We start from the raw sequence: 18,988 nt of genomic DNA, 5'->3' as shown, positions 1-18,988 counted from the left end.
CTTCAAGATAAGATTTCCCACCGTAAGGGTAAGACCCCACGAAGACTACGTGGTTGATAGGTCGAAGGTGTAAGTGCAGCAATGTATGTAGCTTATCGATACTAATAGGTCGAGGACTTGACCAAGATTATTTAATCTGATAAATGATATGCAGTTTTTAGAGTATTAACTCTAATCTAGTTATTATAGCAAAGAGGATACACCTGTTCCCATTCCGAACACAGAAGTTAAGCTCTTTAGCGCCGATGGTACTTGGTGGGAAGCTGCCTGGGAGAGTAGGACGTAGCTAGGTGATAAGGCCCATTGGTCAAGCGGTCAAGACACCGCCCTTTCACGGCGGTAACAGGGGTTCGATTCCCCTATGGGTCACCAGCATTTGGGATTATAGCTCAGCTGGGAGAGCACCTGCCTTACAAGCAGGGGGTCACAGGTTCGAGCCCTGTTAATCCCACCAAATAATGCGGCCTGGTAGTTCAGTTGGTTAGAATGCCAGCCTGTCACGCTGGAGGTCGAGGGTTCGAGTCCCTTCCAGGTCGCCAATTTAATATGCGGGAATAGTTCAGTGGTAGAGCGCAACCTTGCCAAGGTTGAAGTCGCGAGTTCGAATCTCGTTTCCCGCTCCACTATTATCGTGGGTGCATAGCTCAGCTGGATAGAGCAACGCCCTTCTAAGGCGTGTGTCCGGGGTTCGAATCCCTGTGCGCTCACCAATTATTTAAAAGAGTTTCACATTAGTGAAGCTCTTTTTTTTATATTATAAAACTATTTTATATATAAATTGAATATAGCTGGATTAATATAGTATAATACATATTGTAAATACTTTGAGTATTATAAACAGGAGGACGAAACTGTGTTTAATATAGATTCTTTTTGGCAAGGTTTTATTAGTTTAGCTAGAAATATAAGTATAGCAGATATGGTAGATATAGCCATAGTTACATATATCTTTTATAAAATATATACTTTTATAAAAGATACAAGAGCAGAACAGGTTTTAAAAGGAATGCTATTTCTATTAGTAGCAACGAAAGTTAGTGAAATATTTAATTTACATACCTTGTATTGGATGTTAGAAAATACTTTAACAGTAGGTTTACTTGCTGTACTTATAATTTTCCAGCCAGAGCTTAGATCAGGACTTGAATATATAGGGAGAACCAAATTTACTTTTTTAGGTAAGAATAGTTATAATTTATCTGAAGATATGCTAAATAAAGATATAGAAGAAATTGTTGAGTGTTTATATTCTTTATCTAGACAAAAAATAGGGGCTCTTATAATAATGGAAAGAGATACTAAGATAGGAGAAGTTATAAATACAGGAACTATAATTGATGGAGATATATCAAGACAGCTTTTAATAAATATATTTATTCCAAATACTCCTTTACATGATGGAGCAGTAGTAATAAGGGATGGAAAAGTTAAAGCTGCAGCATGTTTTTTACCTCTTACAGAGAGTAAGGATTTAAGTAAAGATTTAGGGACAAGACATAGAGCTGCTATTGGTGTAAGTGAGATTTCAGATTGCTTATCTTTAATAGTATCTGAAGAAACTGGAGGAGTATCTATTGCTAAATCAGGAAAATTATATAGAAATATGACAAAAGAAAGATTAACTAATATATTACGTAGTAACTTAAAATCTAGTAATCAAAATCAAGAAAAAGGTTTTTTCAAAGGTGGTATATTTAGATGATAAATAAATTAAAAAATAATACTAAAATCAAGATGATATCTTTACTGAGTGCATTAGTTTTATGGTTATATGTAATGACAGTAGAAGATCCTGTAGAAACTAGAAATTTTGGGGATATCCCGATAACTATAACGAATATGAGTATGTTAGAAGATAGAGGATTAGCTATATATCCTAAAGAAGAGTTATTTGCAGATATATCAATTAAAGGTAATTTATCTAGTCTTAGACCTATAAACAAAGATAATATATATATATATGGACGATTGGATGATCCAAAAGAAGGTAAAAATGCGATTTATCTGCAAGCTAATTTACCAGAGCGTGTTAATAAATATGATATAAAGCCTAGTGTCATAACTGTTGACCTAGAAAAAGTAGTTACTGAAAAAAGAAGTATAGAGGTTGAGGTAGAAGGTAAATCAAAAACAAATATAGATAATATACAAAAAAATAAGGAAACAGTAAATATTAGAGGACCTAGAAGTGTGGTAAATAAAGTAACGTCTGTAAAGGCTATACTAGATGTTTCAGAAAAAGAAAAAGATTTTTCTACTAAACTTAAATTAGTACCTGTAGATAAACTTGGAAATGAAGTAACAGGAGTTAAGTTGGATGAAGATTTTATAGTAGCCAATGTGAAGTTTCTACAACAAAAGGTTGTACCTGTAAATTTAAAATTAGAGGGCAATACAGGTGTTGAAGAGAATTTAAAAAATTATAAAATATCTCCCAATGAAGTAAGCATAGAAGGAAAGAAAGAAGAGTTAGATTCAATTCAAAGTATAAATACTCAACCTATAAAGGTAGAGGACTTAAAAAGTACAGGAAGCATTGAAGTTAAGTTAGATATACCTAAAGGAATAAAAGTTAATGATAATATTTCAATTGTGAAGGTAAACTTGGATAAAAATATAACAAATGAATTTTTAGTACCAAAATCAGAGATAAACATTATAACAAAAGAAAATGATAAGGATAAAGACATAGATTTTAGTAAAGTTCCTGAAAATATAAAAGTTAGTGTTATACATTCAGGTGAAACTCCTGATATAAGTAAGTCTGACATAGAACTTTATATAGATATGAATGATAATTCTCAGGGTGAAGGTAAATACATTATAAAATGTAAAAGTAAATATGATTTTAAAGAAATAAAGATAGAACCTGAAATAGTAGATATATAAAGCAATATAACAAGATGCAACAAAAATTACTAAGTTAAATAAATAATTTTTGTTGCATCTTTTTTATTTTAGATATATGATAAAACTGTGAAGGAAAACAATTTCATGTATACATTATATATAAAATGAGGTGATGTATTGAGAAGTTTTAATGATGTAATTAAGTACGCTAAGCAAAGAGGTCCTAAAACTATATCAGTAGCATGCTCGCAAGATAAAGAAGTTTTAATAGCTGTTGATATGGCAAGGAAAGAAGGAATAGCTAATGCTATATTAGTTGGGGATATTGAAAAAACAAAATATATAGCAAGTGAATTAAATATAGATTTAGACAGTTATGAGTTGGTAGATGAAAAAGATTTAGCTCAAGCGTCTTTAAAAGCAGTTAGTTTAGTATCTGAAGGTAAAGCAGATATGGTAATGAAAGGTTTAGTAGATACATCAATAATATTAAAGTCAGTTTTAGACAAAGAAGTGGGTTTAAGAACTGGAAACATACTAAGTCATGTTGCTGTATTTGATGTAAAGGGATATGATAGATTGTTCTTTATAACTGATGCGGCTATGAATTTAGCTCCAGACCTTAAAGGTAAAAAGCAAATAATAGAAAATGCGTGTGTAGTAGCGCATGCATTAGATATAAAAGAACCTAAAGTTGCTGTTATTTGTGCAAAAGAAAAAGTAAATCCTAAAATGCAAGATACAGTAGATGCTAAGGATTTAGAAGATATGTGTAAAAATGGGGAAATAAAAGGATGTTTAGTAGGAGGTCCTTTTGCTTTAGATAATGCGGTATCAGAGGCCGCTGCAAAACATAAAGGTATGGATCATCCAATAGCAGGAAAAGCAGATATATTATTAGCACCAGATATAGAAGCTGGAAATATATTATATAAATCATTAGTATTTTTCGCTGAAAGTAAAAATGCTGGGGTTATAGTTGGAGCTAAAGCTCCTATAATATTGACATCTAGAGCTGACAGTGAAGAAACTAAGTTAAATTCTATAGCATTGGGAGTTTTAATGGCAGCAAAAGTTAAATAGAAAATATACAGGGGGCTTAATATGGATAAGGTATTTAAAATATTAACGATAAATCCGGGATCAACGTCAACTAAAATAGCTGTTTTTGATAATGAAGAATTATTATTTGAGAAAACACTAAGACACACTTCAGAAGAAATAGGAAAATACGAAAAAATATCAGATCAATTTGAATTCAGAAAAAAAGTAATAGAAGATGCTGTAGTAGAAGGTGGTATAAAAGTATCAGACTTAGATGCTGTAGTAGGTAGAGGCGGGCTTTTAAAGCCAATAACAGGTGGAACATATAGTGTAGATAATGAAATGATTGAAGATTTAAAGGTTGGAGTATTAGGAGAACATGCATCTAATTTAGGTGGATTAATAGCAAAAGAGATAGGTGATAGTGTAGGGATACCTTCTTACATAGTAGATCCTGTTGTAGTCGATGAATTAAATGATGTAGCTAGAATATCAGGAATACCTGAAATAGATAGAAAAAGTATATTCCATGCGTTAAATCAAAAAGCTACAGCTAGAAGAGCCGCTAAAGATTTAAACAAAAAATATGAGGACTGTAATTTTATAGTAGCTCATATGGGTGGGGGAATATCAGTAGGAGCTCATTTAAAGGGTTCTGTAATTGATGTTGCTAATGCTCTAGATGGAGAAGGACCATTCTCACCTGAGAGAAGTGGAGGACTTCCTGTTGGAGATTTAGTAAAAATGTGTTTCAGTGGAGAATATTCTCATGACGATATAAAGAAAAGAATAAAAGGTAATGGTGGACTAGTAGCATATTTAAATACTAATGATGGTAGAGAAGTTGAGGCTATGATAGAAGAAGGCAATGAAAAAGCTAAGTTAGTATATGAAGCTATGGCTTATCAAGTTGCTAAGGAAATAGGAGCTTGTTCAGCGGTTTTACATGGAGAAGTAGATGCAATTTTACTAACTGGGGGTATAGCATATTCTAAAATGTTTACAAGTATGATAATAGATAAAGTTAAATTTGTAGCTGAGGCAAAGGTTTACCCAGGTGAAGATGAAATGATAGCTTTAGCTCAAGGTGGACTTAGAGTTTTAAATAAAGAAGAAAATGCCAAGGTTTATGGAAGAGAGCTAGCTATAGCTAATACATTATAAAAAGGTGATTATATGATAATAAATGACAAGAGGATTAGAATCATTACAGGTCACTATGGTAGTGGGAAAAGTGAGTTTTCCATGAATTATGTAACAAAACTTAAAGACCTTGTTGATACTAAAGTTGCTATATCTGATCTTGATGTGGTAAACGTTTACTTTAGAACGAGGGAAAAAAGAGATTTTCTACAATCAAAAGGTATATTACCGATAGATAGCTCAATTCAAGCGACAACATTAGATTTACCAGCTGTATCTGCACAAGTTACGGGACCTATAAGTGATAAGTCATATAACTATGTAGTGGATGTAGGTGGAGATGATGTAGGTGCTAGAGTTTTAGGAAGATTTAGTCACTTAATAGAAAAAGGTGACTACGATATGTTTTGTGTAGTTAATGCAAATAGAGAAAAGACCCAAACTGCACAAGAAGTTATAGAACATATTAGATCTATAGAAAAAACATCTAATCTTAAAATAACAGGGCTTATAAATAATACACATTTAGTTAGAGAAACTACAATAGATGACATTATTAAAGGACAAGCAGTGGTAAAAGAAGTTTCAAAATTAACGAACATACCTATAAGATATGTTACGTGCTTAGAAAGCTTGATACCTCAACTTCCAAATAATATAGAGGGTGAAGTATTCCCAATAAATCTATATATGAGAGAAATTTGGATGTAAATAAGAGGTTTATAATATACACATTTCAAGGGAGGCTAAATTAATATGGCTAAGGGAAAAGTAACTTTTGACCAAGACTTTTGTAAAGGGTGTGCACTTTGTGTTGATGCATGTCCAGTTAAAATTGTAGAAATAGACAAGTCTACAATAAACAAAAAAGGATACAATCCAGCTACTGTTTTAGAAGTAGATAAATGTATAGGATGCGCAAATTGTGCAACTATGTGTCCAGATGCAGTTATAACAGTAGAGAGAGACTAAATATAAACTATAAGGGGGAATTAAAATGGCTAAGATACTTATGAAGGGTAATGAAGCAATAGGAAAAGCCGCTATGGAAGCTGGTTGTAAGTATTTCTTTGGTTATCCAATAACACCACAAAACGAGTTACCAGAATATATGTCTAAAGAACTACCAAAGAACGAAGGAGTATTTGTTCAAGCAGAATCAGAAGTATCTGCTATAAATATGGTTTATGGAGCTGCTGGTGCAGGGGCTAGAGTTATGACTTCATCTTCTTCTCCTGGAATAGCATTAAAGCAAGAAGGAATAACTTATATAGCAGGAGCAGAACTTCCATGTGTTATAGTTAACATAATGAGAGGTGGACCAGGTCTTGGAGGTATACAGCCATCTCAAGCTGATTATTTTATGTCAACAAGAGGTGGAGGTAATGGAGATTATAGAACTCCAGTATATGCTCCAGCAACTGTACAAGAAGCAGTTGACATGGTTATGGAAGCTTTCGAAGTTGCTGATTACTATAGAACGCCAGTTATGGTAGTTGGAGACGGTATGATAGGTCAAATGATGGAACCTGTGCAATTTAATGAGCCTAAAAAGAGAGATTTAGAATCTAAAACTTGGGCTAGTGTTGGAACTAAGATGGAAAGAAAGCCAAATATAATAAATTCTTTATATCTAGACCCACAAGCATTAGAAGATCATTGTATAAGATTAGAAGCTAAATATAAAGAAATAGAAAAAAATGAAACTGCATGTGAAATGTATAAAACAGAAGATGCTGAAATAGTATTCGTTGCATACGGAACTACTTCAAGAATCGTTAAAAATACAATAGAAGAATTAAGAAAAGAAGGTATAAAGGCAGGACTTATAAGACCTAAGACTTTATGGCCATTCCCATTTGAAGCATTTAATCAAATACCAGAAGCTAAGAACTTATTAACTGTAGAAATGAGTATGGGTCAAATGGTAGAAGATGTTAGATTAGCAGTAGAAGGTAGATTACCAGTTCACTTCTATGGAAGAACAGGTGGTATGATACCATCACCAGCAGAAATAGCTGATAAAGCTAGACAAGTTGTAGAAGAGTCTCAAGAAGTAGCTATGGGAGGTGCTAGATAATGGCAGTTGTATTCAAAAAAACAGAAGGATTAACAGATAAACAAACTCATTACTGTCCAGGATGTACACACGGAATAATACATAGAATAGTTGCAGAAGTATTAGATGAATTAGGTGTATTAGGAGATACTATAGGAGTTGCTCCTGTTGGATGTTCAGTTTTAGCATACGATTACTTTAATTGTGATATGCAAGAGGCATCTCATGGTAGAGCTCCAGCAGTTGCTACAGGAATAAAGAGAGTTCATCCTGATAAGGTAGTATTTACATATCAAGGAGATGGAGATTTAGCATCTATAGGAACTGCTGAAATAGTTCATGCAGCTGCAAGAGGAGAAAGATTTACAACTATATTTGTAAATAATGCTATTTATGGAATGACTGGGGGACAAATGGCTCCAACTACATTACCAGGACAAAAAGCTACGACAGCTCAAAATGGAAGAGATGTCAATTTACAAGGATCTCCAATAAAAATGGCAGAAATGTTAGGAACATTAGATAGAGCTGTGTTTGTAGAAAGAGTTTCTGTTGATACTCCAGCAAATGTAAGAAAAGCTAAGAAAGCTATAAAGAAAGCATTTGAGGTACAATTAGCAGGTCTTGGATTTGGTATAGTAGAGGTATTATCTACTTGTCCTACAAACTGGGGATTAACAGCTCAAAATTCATTACAATGGTTAAGAGATAATATGATTCCATATTATCCAATAGGAAACATTAAAGATGTTAAAGTTGAGGAGGCGAAGTAATATGACTACAGAAAGAGTGATATGTGCAGGATTTGGTGGTCAAGGTGTTATGTCTATGGGGCAATTACTTACTTATGCAGGAATGCTTGAAGAAAAGGAAGTTTCATGGCTGCCATCATATGGGCCAGAAATGCGTGGAGGAACAGCTAACTGTTCAGTGACAATTTCTGATATACCAGTAGGGTCTCCAGTTATAACTGATGATGCGACTTGTGCAATAGTAATGAATCTACCTTCACTTGATAAATTTGAAAAAGATGTTGTTGCTGGTGGTAAAATATTAGTAAACAGTTCATTAATAAAGAAAAAAGTAGAAAGAACAGATGTTGAAACTTATTACATACAAGCTAATGAAATAGCTTCAGGACTTGGGAACCCAAGAGTTGCTAATATGATAATGTTAGGAGCATACCTAGAATTAAATAAGTGTGTGGAAGTGGATTCAGTATTAGAAGCTTTCAAAAAAGTTTTCGGACCAAGTAAAGAAAAATTTGTTCCATTAAATAAAGAAGCATTAATGAAAGGCGCTGAAGCTGTAAAATCTCAAGAAGCGCTTGCATAATTACGATTTGTCAAAAAAATATAATTGATGACATAAAAAAGACAATAGTGTAAATACTATTGTCTTTTTTTGTTAAACATATTACAATATCAATTATGAACTAAAGACCTTAATGGGACATAATATAAAGATGTATTATATTTTTTATTAAGTCTTTATTGTTGGAAGGAGTTTTTTTAAAAATGAGAAAATATTTTGGAACTGACGGGGTAAGAGGAATAGCTAATACAGAACTTAACTGTGACCTTGCATATAAATTAGGTAGAGCAGGTGGTTATGTTTTAACTAAAGGAAAAGAAAAAGTTAAGGTTGTAGTTGGAAAAGATACTAGAGTATCTGGAGATATGCTAGAATCTGCTCTTATAGCTGGACTTATGTCGGTTGGATGCGATATAATAACAGTTGGAGTTATACCAACTCCAGGAGTGGCTTATTTAACTAAGCACTATAATGCTGACTGTGGAGTGGTTATATCAGCATCACATAACCCTGTTGAATACAATGGGATAAAATTCTTTAATGAAAATGGATATAAATTAGACGATTCTATAGAATTAGAAATAGAAGAGTATATAGATAATATAGATAAAGTAGATGTTCATCCAACTGGAAGTGGAGTTGGGAAAAAATTACACAAGCATGATGCGGTTAGAGACTATGTTGATTACTTAAAAACTATATCAAATGCAGATTTTAATGGATTAAAGGTAGTTCTAGATTGTGCAAATGGAGCAGCTTATAAAGTTGCGCCGATGGTATTTGAAGAATTAGGAGCTAATGTTATAGCTATAAACAATACTCCTGATGGAGATAATATAAATGACAAGTGTGGATCAACTCATCCAGAAAGTTTACAAGAAGCAGTAGTTAAGCATAATGCAGATTTAGGTCTTGCATATGATGGAGATGCGGATAGACTAATTGCTGTAGATGAAAAAGGTGAGATAGTTGATGGTGACCATATAATGATACTTGGAGCTATCTACTTAAAGAAACATAATAAATTAGCAAAAGATACTTTGGTTGTTACAGTTATGAGTAATATAGGATTAATTATAGCGGCTAAAGAAAATAATATAAAACTAGCTACTACTGGTGTAGGAGATAGATATGTTTTAGAAGAAATGAAAAATAGTGGATATAACTTAGGAGGAGAGCAATCAGGACACATGATATTCCTAGATTATAATACTACAGGTGATGGAGTTTTAAGTTCTTTAGTACTTGCTCAAATAATTAAAGAAGAGGGAAAAACTTTATCAAATCTTGCATCTGTTATGACGGCGTATCCGCAAGTATTAGTTAATGCAAGAATAAAAAATGAAAATAAAAATAAATATATGGAAGTACCAGAGATAAAAGCTGAAATAGAGAGAATTGAAAAAATAATGGACGGTTCAGGTAGAGTACTAATAAGACCATCGGGAACAGAACCATTAGTAAGAGTTATGTTAGAAGGTAAAGATGAAGGTCAATTAAAAGAATTAGCTACAAACTTAGCTAATTTAATACACGAGAAATTATCGTAATTTGAAGAGTAAATACTGAGATATAAAATTTCAGTGTTTACTTTACAAGCGCCAGAACTTAGGAGTATAACTCTAAGTTGACGAGGTCAGAGTTTATCGAATTATCGGCGGATGGCTCTGCGGTGTTGTTTACCATCGAAAAGTTTTAACAAACCATACGAGCAATTGTGTGCACAAAATGAAACTTACGTAAACTGACCTGAATCTTAAAAATATATAAAAAATAATATTTTTAGGAGGACACAAAATATGTGTGGTATAGTTGGATATTTAGGAAATAGAATGGCAACGGAGGTTTTAGTAGAAGGACTTTCGAAGCTTGAGTATAGAGGTTATGATTCTGCAGGTGTTGCAGTAAATACTGGAGATGAATTAGAAATAAGAAAATTCAAAGGTAGATTAGCTGTTTTAGCAGAAGATTTACAAAAAAATCCTATAAATGGAGGATTAGGAATTGGACATACAAGATGGGCAACACATGGAGAACCATCAGATGTAAATTCGCATCCTCATTTCAATATGGATAGAACAATAGCAGTAGTTCATAATGGAATAATAGAAAACTACATGGAATTAAAAGAAGAATTACAAGCAGAAGGTGTAAAATTCTTATCTCAAACAGATACAGAAGTAGTTGCACATTTAGTTGATAAATATTATGAAGGTAACTTATTAGATGCAGTATACCAAGCAACTCAAAGATTAAGAGGAGCATATGCACTAGGCGTTATATGCAAAGACAATAACCAAGAGTTAGTGTCAGTTAGAAAAGACAGTCCTTTAATAGTAGGTCTTGGTGAAGGTGAAAACTTTATAGCATCAGATATACCTGCAATATTAAAATATACAAGAAAAGTATACTTCTTAGAAAATGGAGAGTTTGTTCATATAGTAGGTGATAAAGTTACTATATTAAACGAAAACAGAGAAGTTGTTGAAAAAGAAGTAAATGAAATAACTTGGGATGTAGAAGCTGCGTCTAAAGGTGGATATGAACACTTTATGTTAAAAGAAGTTTACGAGCAACCTCATGGAGTTAAAGAAACATTAGTAAGAAGATTAAACGAAAATGGAGAAATTCATTTAGATGACATAAAAATGACTAAAGAAGATTTAGACAATATAGATAGAGTTTATATAGTAGCATGTGGAACAGCTTATCATGCTGGTCTTATAGGTAAATTTGCTATAGAAAAATTTGCTAAGATACCAGTTATAACTGATATAGCATCTGAATTTAGATATAGAGATCCATTTATAGATGACAAGACATTATTGATATTAGTAAGTCAATCTGGAGAAACTGCTGATACATTAGCATCTTTAAGATATGCTAAAGAAAGAGGAGCTAGAATATTATCTGTGACTAATGTTGTTGGGTCTTCAATAGCTAGAGAATCTGATGATGTATTTTACACTTGGGCAGGACCTGAGATATCAGTTGCTTCTACAAAAGCATATACAACTCAATTAGTATCATTCTATATGATAGCATTAGATTTTGCTATAAAGAAAGGTACTATAACTAAGGAATACTATTATGAAATGATAGAAAAGCTAAAAGAAATGCCTTCTAAGGTTGAGGAAGCTTTAAAGCAAGAAGATCATATAAAAGAAGTTGCTAAGACATTAAAAGAAAAGCACAGTGCTTTCTACTTAGGTAGAGGATTAGACTATAACATAGCTATGGAAGGTGCTTTAAAGATAAAAGAAATATCATATATACATGCTGAAGCTTTTGCAGCAGGAGAATTAAAGCATGGTACAATAGCTTTAATAGAAAAAGGAACTCCAGTTATTGCAATAGCATCACAAGAAGCTTTATTTGAAAAAATGGTTTCTAATATGGAAGAAGTTAAAGCTAGAGGCGCGTACGTTATAGCTATTGCACAAGAAAAAAATAAAGAAGTTGAAAAAGCTGCTGATGAGGTAATATATATACCTAATGTTGAGGATGTATTATCAAGTATATTAACAGTATTGCCACTTCAACTATTATCTTACTATGTTGCAGTTGAAAGAGGTTGTGATGTAGATAAACCAAGAAACTTAGCTAAATCAGTTACAGTTGAATAGTATATAAAAAAATAAAAGCCTATGTAATCTGTTGATTAGTTACATAGGCTTATTTTAACGAAGCTAAAATTATCATTGCATATACTAAAATCAGTATAACATTTTAAATTTTGTTAATAATTTTAAGTATGATTAACAGAATTTAGGGGGTATATGAAATGAAAAAAATATTAATTATAATGAGTTTAGTATTTGTATTTTTAATAGGAATAGTAGTATGTTATGCAGAGACAAAAAATAATATAGTAAATAATGGATATAATCAAATTATAAACACTTTTGAAAGTATAAATAGTGAATTTAAATTTTATAATTTAAAAGCTAATGGATATTTAGATAGATCTTTAAATAAAGAAGAAATGAAAAATATATGTATGGATATTATTTCTAATTTAGGATTAGAAGAATCAGAATTGAAATGGAAAGAAAATAAAAGCAAATCTCAAAGCCAGATATATGCACAAATAGAAGAAAAAGATAAAAATATATCTATAATTGTTGCAAATAAAAGTAAAAATGAGTCATATATTATAGTTGACATATTAGGAAATAAAGTATATAAAGATATAGTGGATATTTATACAGTTCTAGAAAACTCTTTAAATGTCCATTGTGACAGGGTTGATATATATACATGTATAGCTGGAGAATTTGAAAAAAAGTTACAAGTATATAAATATGATGATATTTTACAAAAAATATTATATAATATGAATGCTAAAGAAATAGATAGGGTTGAAGATGAAAATTTTATATCAGTTACAGCTTTTAGTAAAGAAATAAAAACTGATTACTTAGAATATTTGGGAAATAAGGTAAATTTAAATATAGGAATTAGGTATAGCGAGAATGAAGAGAAGACTATGATTTACATAGCTACGCCTATTATCAAATTAGATTATTAATATTAGTGTGAGGAGAAAAGGAAATGGCAAAAATTTTAGTAAAAAAGAGTAATCCACTTGTGGGAAGTGTTAAAATAGATGGGGCGAAAAATGCAGTATTACCTATAATAGCAGCAACTTTATTAGCAGATGGAAAATCTGTTTTAAACGGAGTACCAAATTTAAAGGACGTTCATGTAATATCAGACTTATTAAGACATTTAGGTGCTAAAGTTGAATATAAGGATTGTGTATTAACAGTAGATGCAAGTGAAATAAAAACTTGTGAGGCACCATATGAGCTTGTAAGAAAGATGAGAGCATCATTCTTGGTAATGGGACCATTACTTGCTAGATTTAACCATACTAAAATATCTATGCCAGGAGGATGTGCAATAGGAACTAGACCAATTGATTTACATCTAAAAGGATTTAAGGCATTAGGAGCAAATGTAATAATAGATCATGGATTTGTAGAAGCTAACGCTGAGAAATTAGTAGGAAGTAAGTTATACTTAGATTTCCCATCAGTAGGAGCTACAGAAAATATAATGATGGCAGCTGCTTTAGCAGAAGGAACAACTATAATAGAAAATGCAGCAGAAGAGCCAGAAATAGTTGATTTAGCTAATTTCTTAAATGAAATGGGAGCTAATGTTAAAGGTGCAGGAACTAACACAATAAGAATAAAAGGTGTTAAGTCATTAAAAGGTGCAGAGCATAATGTTATACCTGATAGAATAGAAGCAGCAACATATATGGTTGCAGCAGCTATGACAAAAGGAGATATAACTATAGAGAATGTAATGATGGAGCATTTAAAGCCAGTAGTAGCTAAATTAAAAGAAGCTGGTTGTGAAATAATAGATATGGATAATGCAGTAAGAGTAAAAGGACCAGAAGTATTAAAGCCAATAGATATAAAAACTTTACCTCATCCAGGATTCCCTACAGATGTTCAAGCTCAATTTATGGCTATGGCTACAATAGCTAATGGTACAGGAGTTGTTATTGAAACTGTATTTGAAAATAGATTTATGCATGTAGCTGAATTTAATAGAATGGGAGCTAACATAAAGATAGAGGGAAGAAGTGCTATAGTTACAGGAGTAGATAAACTATATGGATCTACAGTTAAAGCTACAGATTTAAGAGCGGGTGCAGCGTTAATATTATGTGGTCTTATAGCAGAAGGTGAAACAGAAGTAGGAGATATATATCATATTCAAAGAGGATATGTAGATATAGATAAAAAGATACAAGCATTAGGTGGAAATATAGAAATAATTGAAGACTAACAAATAGTAATAATTTATAAGGGTTGTTCATAAAATTTATTGATTAGAAGTATTTATCTAAGGAGGAAAATTTTATGAAGAACCCTTTAGTTGTTTTATTTGGAACTGTATTAACTACAGTGGCTATACCTATTTGTATATCTATGTTTGTTTATGATTCAGATGTTAAAATAAGTAATAGGTTACCAAATGAAAGTAACATAAAAATGAAAAGAGACAAAAAAGTTATAAACTATGAAACAGTAAATAAAGATATACCTAAAATAAAAGTTTATAACCATAAAAAAGGACAGGTTGAGAATAGAGATATAGAAGAATATTTATGTGGAGTTATTGCTGGGGAAATGCCTGTAAAATTCGATTTAGAGGCTCTTAAAGCTCAAGCAGTAGCTGCAAGGACATTTACTATATACAATCAGAATACAGGCAAACATAAAGATGCAGATGTATGTACAGATTATAAGCATTGTCAGGAATATAAAAGTAAAGAAGATTTATTAAATAAAAATGGGAAGAAATGGATAGATCAATATTATAAAAAGATAGAACAAGCGGTTAAAGAAACACAAGGTCATATTGTTGTTTATGATGATAAACCTATATTACCTCTTTATTTTGCTACATCTTCAGGAAATACAGAAAATAGCGAAGAAGTATTTAGCACTAAGTATCCATATTTAAGATCTGTGGATAGTCCATATGATAAGAGTGCACCTAAGTATGCTTCTAATATTAAAATAAATAATTCTGATTTTGTTAATACTATAAAGCAAAGTTATCCCGATATAAATATATCTAGTAAAGATTTAGCTAAACAAGTCAAGATAAAAAATAGAAGTGAAGGCGGATCAGTAGATAAGATTAAAGTTTCAAACAAAGATTTAACAGGTCGTGATATAAGAAGCTTATTTCATTTAAATTCTGCTAATTTTGAATTGAAATTTAATGACGAATATGTAGATATAGTAGTAAAAGGTTATGGGCACGGGGTAGGAATGAGTCAATGGGGAGCTGCAGGAATGGCTGAAGATGGACATTTATACTATGAGATTTTAAATCACTATTACTCTAATACAAAGATTAAAGATATATATTAAAAACTCTAAACTAATCTGTTATAGGTTAGTTTAGAGTTTTTTTATAAAAAAATGTAAAAATTGTATAAAAATAACAAATAAGGTACAAAATACAAATGTATTAATATATTTGGAGGTGTACCATGAAAAAGAAAAAACTATTAGAGAAAGATGGTTTTTACTTAGCCTTATTTGTTTGTGTTTGTTTAGTAGCTATTGGAGGTATTTGGTTTACGAAAAATAGTGTAGATGATTTGGCATCTAAGAATGGTTTTGTAGATAACAAAGATAAAGTTGCAAAAGGCGATGAAGATGAAGAAATTCATTTAATTGAAAAAGATAAAGAAGCTGTTCCAACTACTACAAATTCAAAGGAAGATTTAGAAAAAGCTAAAGAAAAAGAAGTAAGCACAACAAAAGAGAGTGAAAGTAAATTGCATTATTTAGGCGAAAAAGTTACTAGAGAATACTCAGAAAAAGAGCCTAGTTATTCGTCTACACTAGATGTTTGGGAAATACATAAAGGATTAGATGTAAAAGCTAAAAAAGGAAGTAAAGTAAAATCTATAGTTAGTGGAAAAGTTACAGACGTTTTTGAAGATGAGCAACATGGAGTATCTGTTAAGATAGAAACTAAAGATAAAGTAACTGTTGTATATGCTAATCTAGATAGTAAGTTATCTATTAAGAAAAATCAAGAAATTAAAGATGGAGATGTTATAGGTAAAGTTGGAAATACTACTAGTGTTGAAAGTTTAGATGGACCACATGTTCACTTAACTGCAACAAAAGATGGTAAATCTTTAGATCCTATGACTTTAATTAAATAAAAAATATAACAAGCCTAATCAAATTTGATTAGGCTTGTTATATTTTTTGTTTGATTTACATATATATCAGTAAGGCAAGGATTTAAGGGGGGAGAGTCTTGAGATCTCATATAGAAGAAAGAGCTATAGTTGTAGCAAAGTATATATTAGAAAAGAAAACAACTGTCAGACAAACAGCCAAAACATTTGGGGTGAGTAAAAGTACTATACACAAAGATGTAACTGAAAGATTGGAGGAAATCAACCCATCTCTTGCAAAAGAGGTTAAAATGGTTTTAGAAAAAAATAAATCAGAAAGACATATTAGGGGTGGAATGGCAACAAAACAAAAATATGAATTTAAATGTGACAAAAATGTAGGTTAGTATACCTACATTTTTTTCTTGACTAAAAAGCAGTTTTTGTATATTTTTGTATGTAGAGTATTAATAATTAACGAATAGTTTATATAAATAAAAAGGAGTTGAAAATATGGCTAAGGGAGCTGAAATTGGCATAGACTTAGGAACGGCAAATATCCTTGTATATGTTAATGGTAAGGGTGTAGTTTTAGAAGAACCTTCTGTTGTTGCTATAGATAAAAATACAAAGACTGTTCTAGCTGTTGGAGAAGAAGCTAGAAGAATGATAGGTAGAACCCCAGGAAATATAGTTGCGATAAGACCATTAAAAAATGGAGTTATATCTGATTATGATATTACAGAAAAAATGTTAACTTATTATGTGAATAAAGTTATAGATAAAAAAGGTCTTTCAAGATTTTTTATGCCAAAGATAATGGTATGTGTACCAACAGGAGTAACTGATGTAGAAAAAAGAGCTGTAGAAGAAGCAACAAGACAAGCCGGAGCAAGAGAGGTATATATAATAGAAGAACCTATAGCAGCAGCCATAGGAGCTGGTATAGATATATCTAAAGCAGATGGTAATATGGTTGTGGATATAGGCGGAGGAACAGCAGATATAGCTGTAATATCATTAGGTGGAGATGTAGTAAGTGAATCTATAAAAATGGGTGGAGATAAATTTGATGAATATATAGTCACTTATATGAGAAAACACTATAATTTACTTATAGGAGATAGAACAGCAGAACAAATAAAAATGAAAATTGGGACAGCTTATCCTAGAGAAGAAGAAGTAAGTATGGATGTTAAAGGAAGAAATTTAGTAACAGGCTTACCTCAAAAGATAACTATAGATTCATCAGAAATGTTAGAAGCTTTAAAAGAAGGTGTAAATCAGATAGTTTGTGCAGTGCATGCTGTGCTTGAAAAAACGCCTCCAGAACTAGCGGCAGATATAAGTGAGACTGGAATCATAATGACAGGTGGAGGAGCTTTACTACATGGCTTAGATAAAAAAATAGAGGAAAGAACAGGTATAGAAGTTAGAATAGCTGACGACCCTTTATCATGTGTAGCTAAAGGAACTGGAGAATCATTATCTGCATTAAGTTTATTAGAAACAGGTGGAACAATACCTCTTAAAAAAAAGATAAATAAAGGAGAAAATTAATATGTTGAATATAGATCAAATAAAAGAGTTGATACCACATAGATATCCATTTTTACTTGTAGATAGAATATTAGAGTTAGAAGAAGGTAAAAAGGCTATAGGTATAAAAAATGTATCTGTAAATGAGCCTTTTTTTCAAGGTCACTTTCCAGAATATCCTATAATGCCAGGAGTGTTAATAATAGAAGCGATGGCTCAGGTAGGAGCTGTAGCTATGATGTCGCTTGAAGAAAATAAAGGCAAGTTAGGTGTATTTGCAGGTATAGATAAAGTTAGATTTAAAAAAGAAGTTAGACCAGGAGATACATTAAGAATGGAAGTTGAAATGGTTTCACTAAGAAGAAATATAGGAAAAGCAAATGCGAGTGCATACGTAGGTGAAGATTTAGTATGTAGTGGAGAATTAATGTTTGCATTAGTTCAAAAATAAGAAGCTGTCATATAGACAGCTTCTTATTTTTTATGATTGAACAAGAAAATAAATTTAGGTCAGGTTGAAAGTATCAGTGATAGTGCTATTATTTCAGACATATCTAAAATAAAGCTCAGACGTATATTATTGAAAGAAAACTTATTATTTTCATCAACTTTATCAACGATACCTACTATAGAATAATTTCCGATTTCGGGAAGTTTTTTTCCTACTCCTTTTCCTGGGAGAATAGGACCTTTTCTTATTTGTAAATTTCCTATATTACTTTTTGAGCCTAAGCAAGCATCTATAGCTAGAAAATTTCCATTAGGATGTTTTTTCTTTATAGACTGTAGAGATTCATATATATTTAAAGCATGAATAGGTTTATCTAAAGTGCCATAAACAGGATATTTATAATTGCTGTTTTTTAACATGGTTCCAACCAAAGGGCCTAAAGAATCGCCTATAGCTCTGTCTGTTCCTATACAAACTATAACCGTATTCTCATTAATTATATTTTTTAATGTTTCACTAAGAACTTGAACAACATTATCTTTCTTATAGTTTACCTTAGCCAAATACATAGGAACATCCCCCCCTAAAATAAATATATGAAAATCTAGGGAAAAAATAACAATGAAAATTTAAAGAAAAATATTGATTATATTTTTTGATGATAGTATAATTGTAATTGTAAAATAAAAATTAATAAAAATTTCTTAATTACCTTATTAAGAGAGGTGGAGGGACAGGCCCTGTGAAACCCAGCAACCATTCCGAATGGAAAAGGTGCTAATTCCTACAAGATATTTATATCTTGAAAGATGAGGTTAGTTAATTATTGATGAATATAATTAACCTCTTCTTTATACAAAGAAGAGGTTTTTTTAATATCAAAAAAGACTATGCAAACAGATCTAAGGTAATGGGA

At 31.5% G+C, this 18,988-nt stretch carries 19 protein-coding genes, 5 tRNA genes, 2 rRNA genes and 1 riboswitch; of the genes, 25 read left to right on the top strand and 1 reads right to left on the bottom strand.

The window, feature by feature from the left end; translation table 11 throughout:
• The 25 genes from ACRCYC_RS02795 to fabZ all read left to right on the top strand — a co-directional run.
• A 23S ribosomal RNA gene (locus ACRCYC_RS02795) occupies positions 1-125 on the top strand; the annotation flags it as partial.
• 50 nt (positions 126-175) lie between these two features.
• Positions 176-292 (top strand): 5S ribosomal RNA (gene rrf / locus ACRCYC_RS02790).
• Between the two features lie 5 nt (positions 293-297).
• Positions 298-372 (top strand) — tRNA-Glu (locus ACRCYC_RS02785).
• Positions 373-378: 6 nt separating this feature from the next.
• A tRNA-Val gene (locus ACRCYC_RS02780) sits at positions 379-454 on the top strand.
• An 8-nt stretch (positions 455-462) separates the two neighbouring features.
• Positions 463-539, top strand: a tRNA-Asp gene (locus tag ACRCYC_RS02775).
• A gap of 9 nt (positions 540-548) precedes the next feature.
• Positions 549-623, top strand: a tRNA-Gly gene (locus ACRCYC_RS02770).
• Positions 624-633: 10 nt separating this feature from the next.
• A tRNA-Arg gene (locus ACRCYC_RS02765) sits at positions 634-710 on the top strand.
• A gap of 143 nt (positions 711-853) precedes the next feature.
• Positions 854-1,702: a diadenylate cyclase CdaA gene (gene cdaA, locus ACRCYC_RS02760; RefSeq protein WP_438617650.1), complete on the top strand. Its 849-nt coding sequence runs from the start codon at positions 854-856 to the stop codon at positions 1,700-1,702.
• Entirely contained in the window at positions 1,699-2,889 is a 1,191-nt protein-coding gene (locus ACRCYC_RS02755; protein ID WP_438617649.1) for a CdaR family protein, read from the top strand. Before cdaA ends, ACRCYC_RS02755 begins: the two co-directional genes overlap by 4 nt.
• Before the next feature lie 138 nt (positions 2,890-3,027).
• Positions 3,028-3,933, top strand: a complete 906-nt coding sequence (ptb, locus tag ACRCYC_RS02750) for a phosphate butyryltransferase (RefSeq protein WP_438617648.1) — start codon at positions 3,028-3,030, stop codon at positions 3,931-3,933.
• A 21-nt stretch (positions 3,934-3,954) separates the two neighbouring features.
• On the top strand, positions 3,955-5,058 hold the full coding sequence (buk, locus tag ACRCYC_RS02745; RefSeq protein ID WP_438617647.1) for a butyrate kinase: 1,104 nt from the start codon (positions 3,955-3,957) through the stop codon (positions 5,056-5,058).
• A 12-nt stretch (positions 5,059-5,070) separates the two neighbouring features.
• Complete coding sequence (locus ACRCYC_RS02740) at positions 5,071-5,748, top strand: ATP-binding protein (RefSeq protein WP_438617646.1); 678 nt, start codon at positions 5,071-5,073, stop codon at positions 5,746-5,748.
• Between the two features lie 45 nt (positions 5,749-5,793).
• Complete coding sequence (locus tag ACRCYC_RS02735; protein WP_438617645.1) at positions 5,794-6,009, top strand: 4Fe-4S binding protein; 216 nt, start codon at positions 5,794-5,796, stop codon at positions 6,007-6,009.
• A gap of 25 nt (positions 6,010-6,034) precedes the next feature.
• Positions 6,035-7,117 carry a 3-methyl-2-oxobutanoate dehydrogenase subunit VorB gene (locus tag ACRCYC_RS02730; protein WP_438617644.1) on the top strand — a complete coding sequence of 361 codons (1,083 nt, stop codon included), beginning with the start codon at positions 6,035-6,037 and terminating at the stop codon, positions 7,115-7,117.
• The gene (locus tag ACRCYC_RS02725) at positions 7,117-7,869 is read left to right on the top strand and encodes a thiamine pyrophosphate-dependent enzyme (protein ID WP_438617642.1); all 753 of its coding nucleotides are present in this window, start codon (positions 7,117-7,119) and stop codon (positions 7,867-7,869) included. The genes ACRCYC_RS02730 and ACRCYC_RS02725 overlap by 1 nt, the downstream gene beginning before the upstream one ends.
• A 1-nt stretch (position 7,870) precedes the next feature.
• The gene (locus tag ACRCYC_RS02720; protein WP_438617641.1) at positions 7,871-8,431 is read left to right on the top strand and encodes a 2-oxoacid:acceptor oxidoreductase family protein; all 561 of its coding nucleotides are present in this window, start codon (positions 7,871-7,873) and stop codon (positions 8,429-8,431) included.
• A gap of 182 nt (positions 8,432-8,613) precedes the next feature.
• Positions 8,614-9,960, top strand: a complete 1,347-nt coding sequence (gene glmM / locus ACRCYC_RS02715) for a phosphoglucosamine mutase (RefSeq protein WP_438617640.1) — start codon at positions 8,614-8,616, stop codon at positions 9,958-9,960.
• Between the two features lie 249 nt (positions 9,961-10,209).
• Positions 10,210-12,036 carry a glutamine--fructose-6-phosphate transaminase (isomerizing) gene (glmS, locus tag ACRCYC_RS02710; protein ID WP_438617639.1) on the top strand — a complete coding sequence of 609 codons (1,827 nt, stop codon included), beginning with the start codon at positions 10,210-10,212 and terminating at the stop codon, positions 12,034-12,036.
• 158 nt (positions 12,037-12,194) lie between these two features.
• A complete protein-coding gene (locus ACRCYC_RS02705) occupies positions 12,195-12,941 on the top strand; it encodes a YwmB family TATA-box binding protein (RefSeq protein ID WP_438617638.1) in 747 nt (248 codons plus the stop codon).
• Positions 12,942-12,964: 23 nt separating this feature from the next.
• Positions 12,965-14,218 carry a UDP-N-acetylglucosamine 1-carboxyvinyltransferase gene (gene murA, locus ACRCYC_RS02700; protein ID WP_438617637.1) on the top strand — a complete coding sequence of 418 codons (1,254 nt, stop codon included), beginning with the start codon at positions 12,965-12,967 and terminating at the stop codon, positions 14,216-14,218.
• A 74-nt stretch (positions 14,219-14,292) separates the two neighbouring features.
• Positions 14,293-15,315 (top strand): stage II sporulation protein D, encoded by a 1,023-nt coding sequence (gene spoIID, locus ACRCYC_RS02695; RefSeq protein ID WP_438617636.1) that lies wholly within the window; start codon positions 14,293-14,295, stop codon positions 15,313-15,315.
• Between the two features lie 122 nt (positions 15,316-15,437).
• Positions 15,438-16,124, top strand: coding sequence for a peptidoglycan DD-metalloendopeptidase family protein (locus tag ACRCYC_RS02690; protein WP_438617635.1), 687 nt, complete (start codon positions 15,438-15,440; stop codon positions 16,122-16,124).
• Positions 16,125-16,222: 98 nt separating this feature from the next.
• The gene (gene spoIIID / locus ACRCYC_RS02685; protein ID WP_438617634.1) at positions 16,223-16,489 is read left to right on the top strand and encodes a sporulation transcriptional regulator SpoIIID; all 267 of its coding nucleotides are present in this window, start codon (positions 16,223-16,225) and stop codon (positions 16,487-16,489) included.
• A 106-nt stretch (positions 16,490-16,595) separates the two neighbouring features.
• Positions 16,596-17,642 (top strand): rod shape-determining protein, encoded by a 1,047-nt coding sequence (locus ACRCYC_RS02680; RefSeq protein ID WP_438617633.1) that lies wholly within the window; start codon positions 16,596-16,598, stop codon positions 17,640-17,642.
• Between the two features lies 1 nt (position 17,643).
• Complete coding sequence (gene fabZ / locus ACRCYC_RS02675; RefSeq protein WP_438617632.1) at positions 17,644-18,072, top strand: 3-hydroxyacyl-ACP dehydratase FabZ; 429 nt, start codon at positions 17,644-17,646, stop codon at positions 18,070-18,072.
• Positions 18,073-18,131: 59 nt separating this feature from the next.
• Here fabZ and yyaC read toward each other — a convergent pair whose 3' ends face one another.
• The gene (yyaC, locus tag ACRCYC_RS02670) at positions 18,132-18,641 is read right to left on the bottom strand and encodes a spore protease YyaC (protein ID WP_438617631.1); all 510 of its coding nucleotides are present in this window, start codon (positions 18,639-18,641) and stop codon (positions 18,132-18,134) included.
• A 141-nt stretch (positions 18,642-18,782) separates the two neighbouring features.
• Positions 18,783-18,888, top strand: a riboswitch (SAM riboswitch).
• The last annotated feature ends 100 nt before the right edge of the window (positions 18,889-18,988 follow it).

Source organism: Paraclostridium sp., from assembly GCF_051657365.1.
Taxonomy (GTDB): domain Bacteria; phylum Bacillota; class Clostridia; order Peptostreptococcales; family Peptostreptococcaceae; genus Paraclostridium.
The sequence above is the reverse complement of the archived record's forward strand: the minus strand, read 5'-3'. Positions and strand labels throughout refer to the sequence as shown.

Excerpts from the sequence above, each read along its gene's own strand:
- ACRCYC_RS02755 (WP_438617649.1), top strand. The coding sequence starts at position 1,699 with ATGATAAATAAATTAAAAAATAATACTAAAATCAAGATGATATCTTTA.
- buk (WP_438617647.1), top strand. The coding sequence starts at position 3,955 with ATGGATAAGGTATTTAAAATATTAACGATAAATCCGGGATCAACGTCA.
- ACRCYC_RS02740 (WP_438617646.1), top strand. The coding sequence starts at position 5,071 with ATGATAATAAATGACAAGAGGATTAGAATCATTACAGGTCACTATGGT.
- ACRCYC_RS02735 (WP_438617645.1), top strand. The coding sequence starts at position 5,794 with ATGGCTAAGGGAAAAGTAACTTTTGACCAAGACTTTTGTAAAGGGTGT.
- ACRCYC_RS02730 (WP_438617644.1), top strand. The coding sequence starts at position 6,035 with ATGGCTAAGATACTTATGAAGGGTAATGAAGCAATAGGAAAAGCCGCT.
- ACRCYC_RS02725 (WP_438617642.1), top strand. The coding sequence starts at position 7,117 with ATGGCAGTTGTATTCAAAAAAACAGAAGGATTAACAGATAAACAAACT.
- ACRCYC_RS02720 (WP_438617641.1), top strand. The coding sequence starts at position 7,871 with ATGACTACAGAAAGAGTGATATGTGCAGGATTTGGTGGTCAAGGTGTT.
- glmM (WP_438617640.1), top strand. The coding sequence starts at position 8,614 with ATGAGAAAATATTTTGGAACTGACGGGGTAAGAGGAATAGCTAATACA.
- glmS (WP_438617639.1), top strand. The coding sequence starts at position 10,210 with ATGTGTGGTATAGTTGGATATTTAGGAAATAGAATGGCAACGGAGGTT.
- ACRCYC_RS02705 (WP_438617638.1), top strand. The coding sequence starts at position 12,195 with ATGAAAAAAATATTAATTATAATGAGTTTAGTATTTGTATTTTTAATA.
- murA (WP_438617637.1), top strand. The coding sequence starts at position 12,965 with ATGGCAAAAATTTTAGTAAAAAAGAGTAATCCACTTGTGGGAAGTGTT.
- spoIID (WP_438617636.1), top strand. The coding sequence starts at position 14,293 with ATGAAGAACCCTTTAGTTGTTTTATTTGGAACTGTATTAACTACAGTG.
- ACRCYC_RS02690 (WP_438617635.1), top strand. The coding sequence starts at position 15,438 with ATGAAAAAGAAAAAACTATTAGAGAAAGATGGTTTTTACTTAGCCTTA.
- ACRCYC_RS02680 (WP_438617633.1), top strand. The coding sequence starts at position 16,596 with ATGGCTAAGGGAGCTGAAATTGGCATAGACTTAGGAACGGCAAATATC.
- fabZ (WP_438617632.1), top strand. The coding sequence starts at position 17,644 with ATGTTGAATATAGATCAAATAAAAGAGTTGATACCACATAGATATCCA.
- yyaC (WP_438617631.1), bottom strand. The coding sequence starts at position 18,641 with ATGTATTTGGCTAAGGTAAACTATAAGAAAGATAATGTTGTTCAAGTT.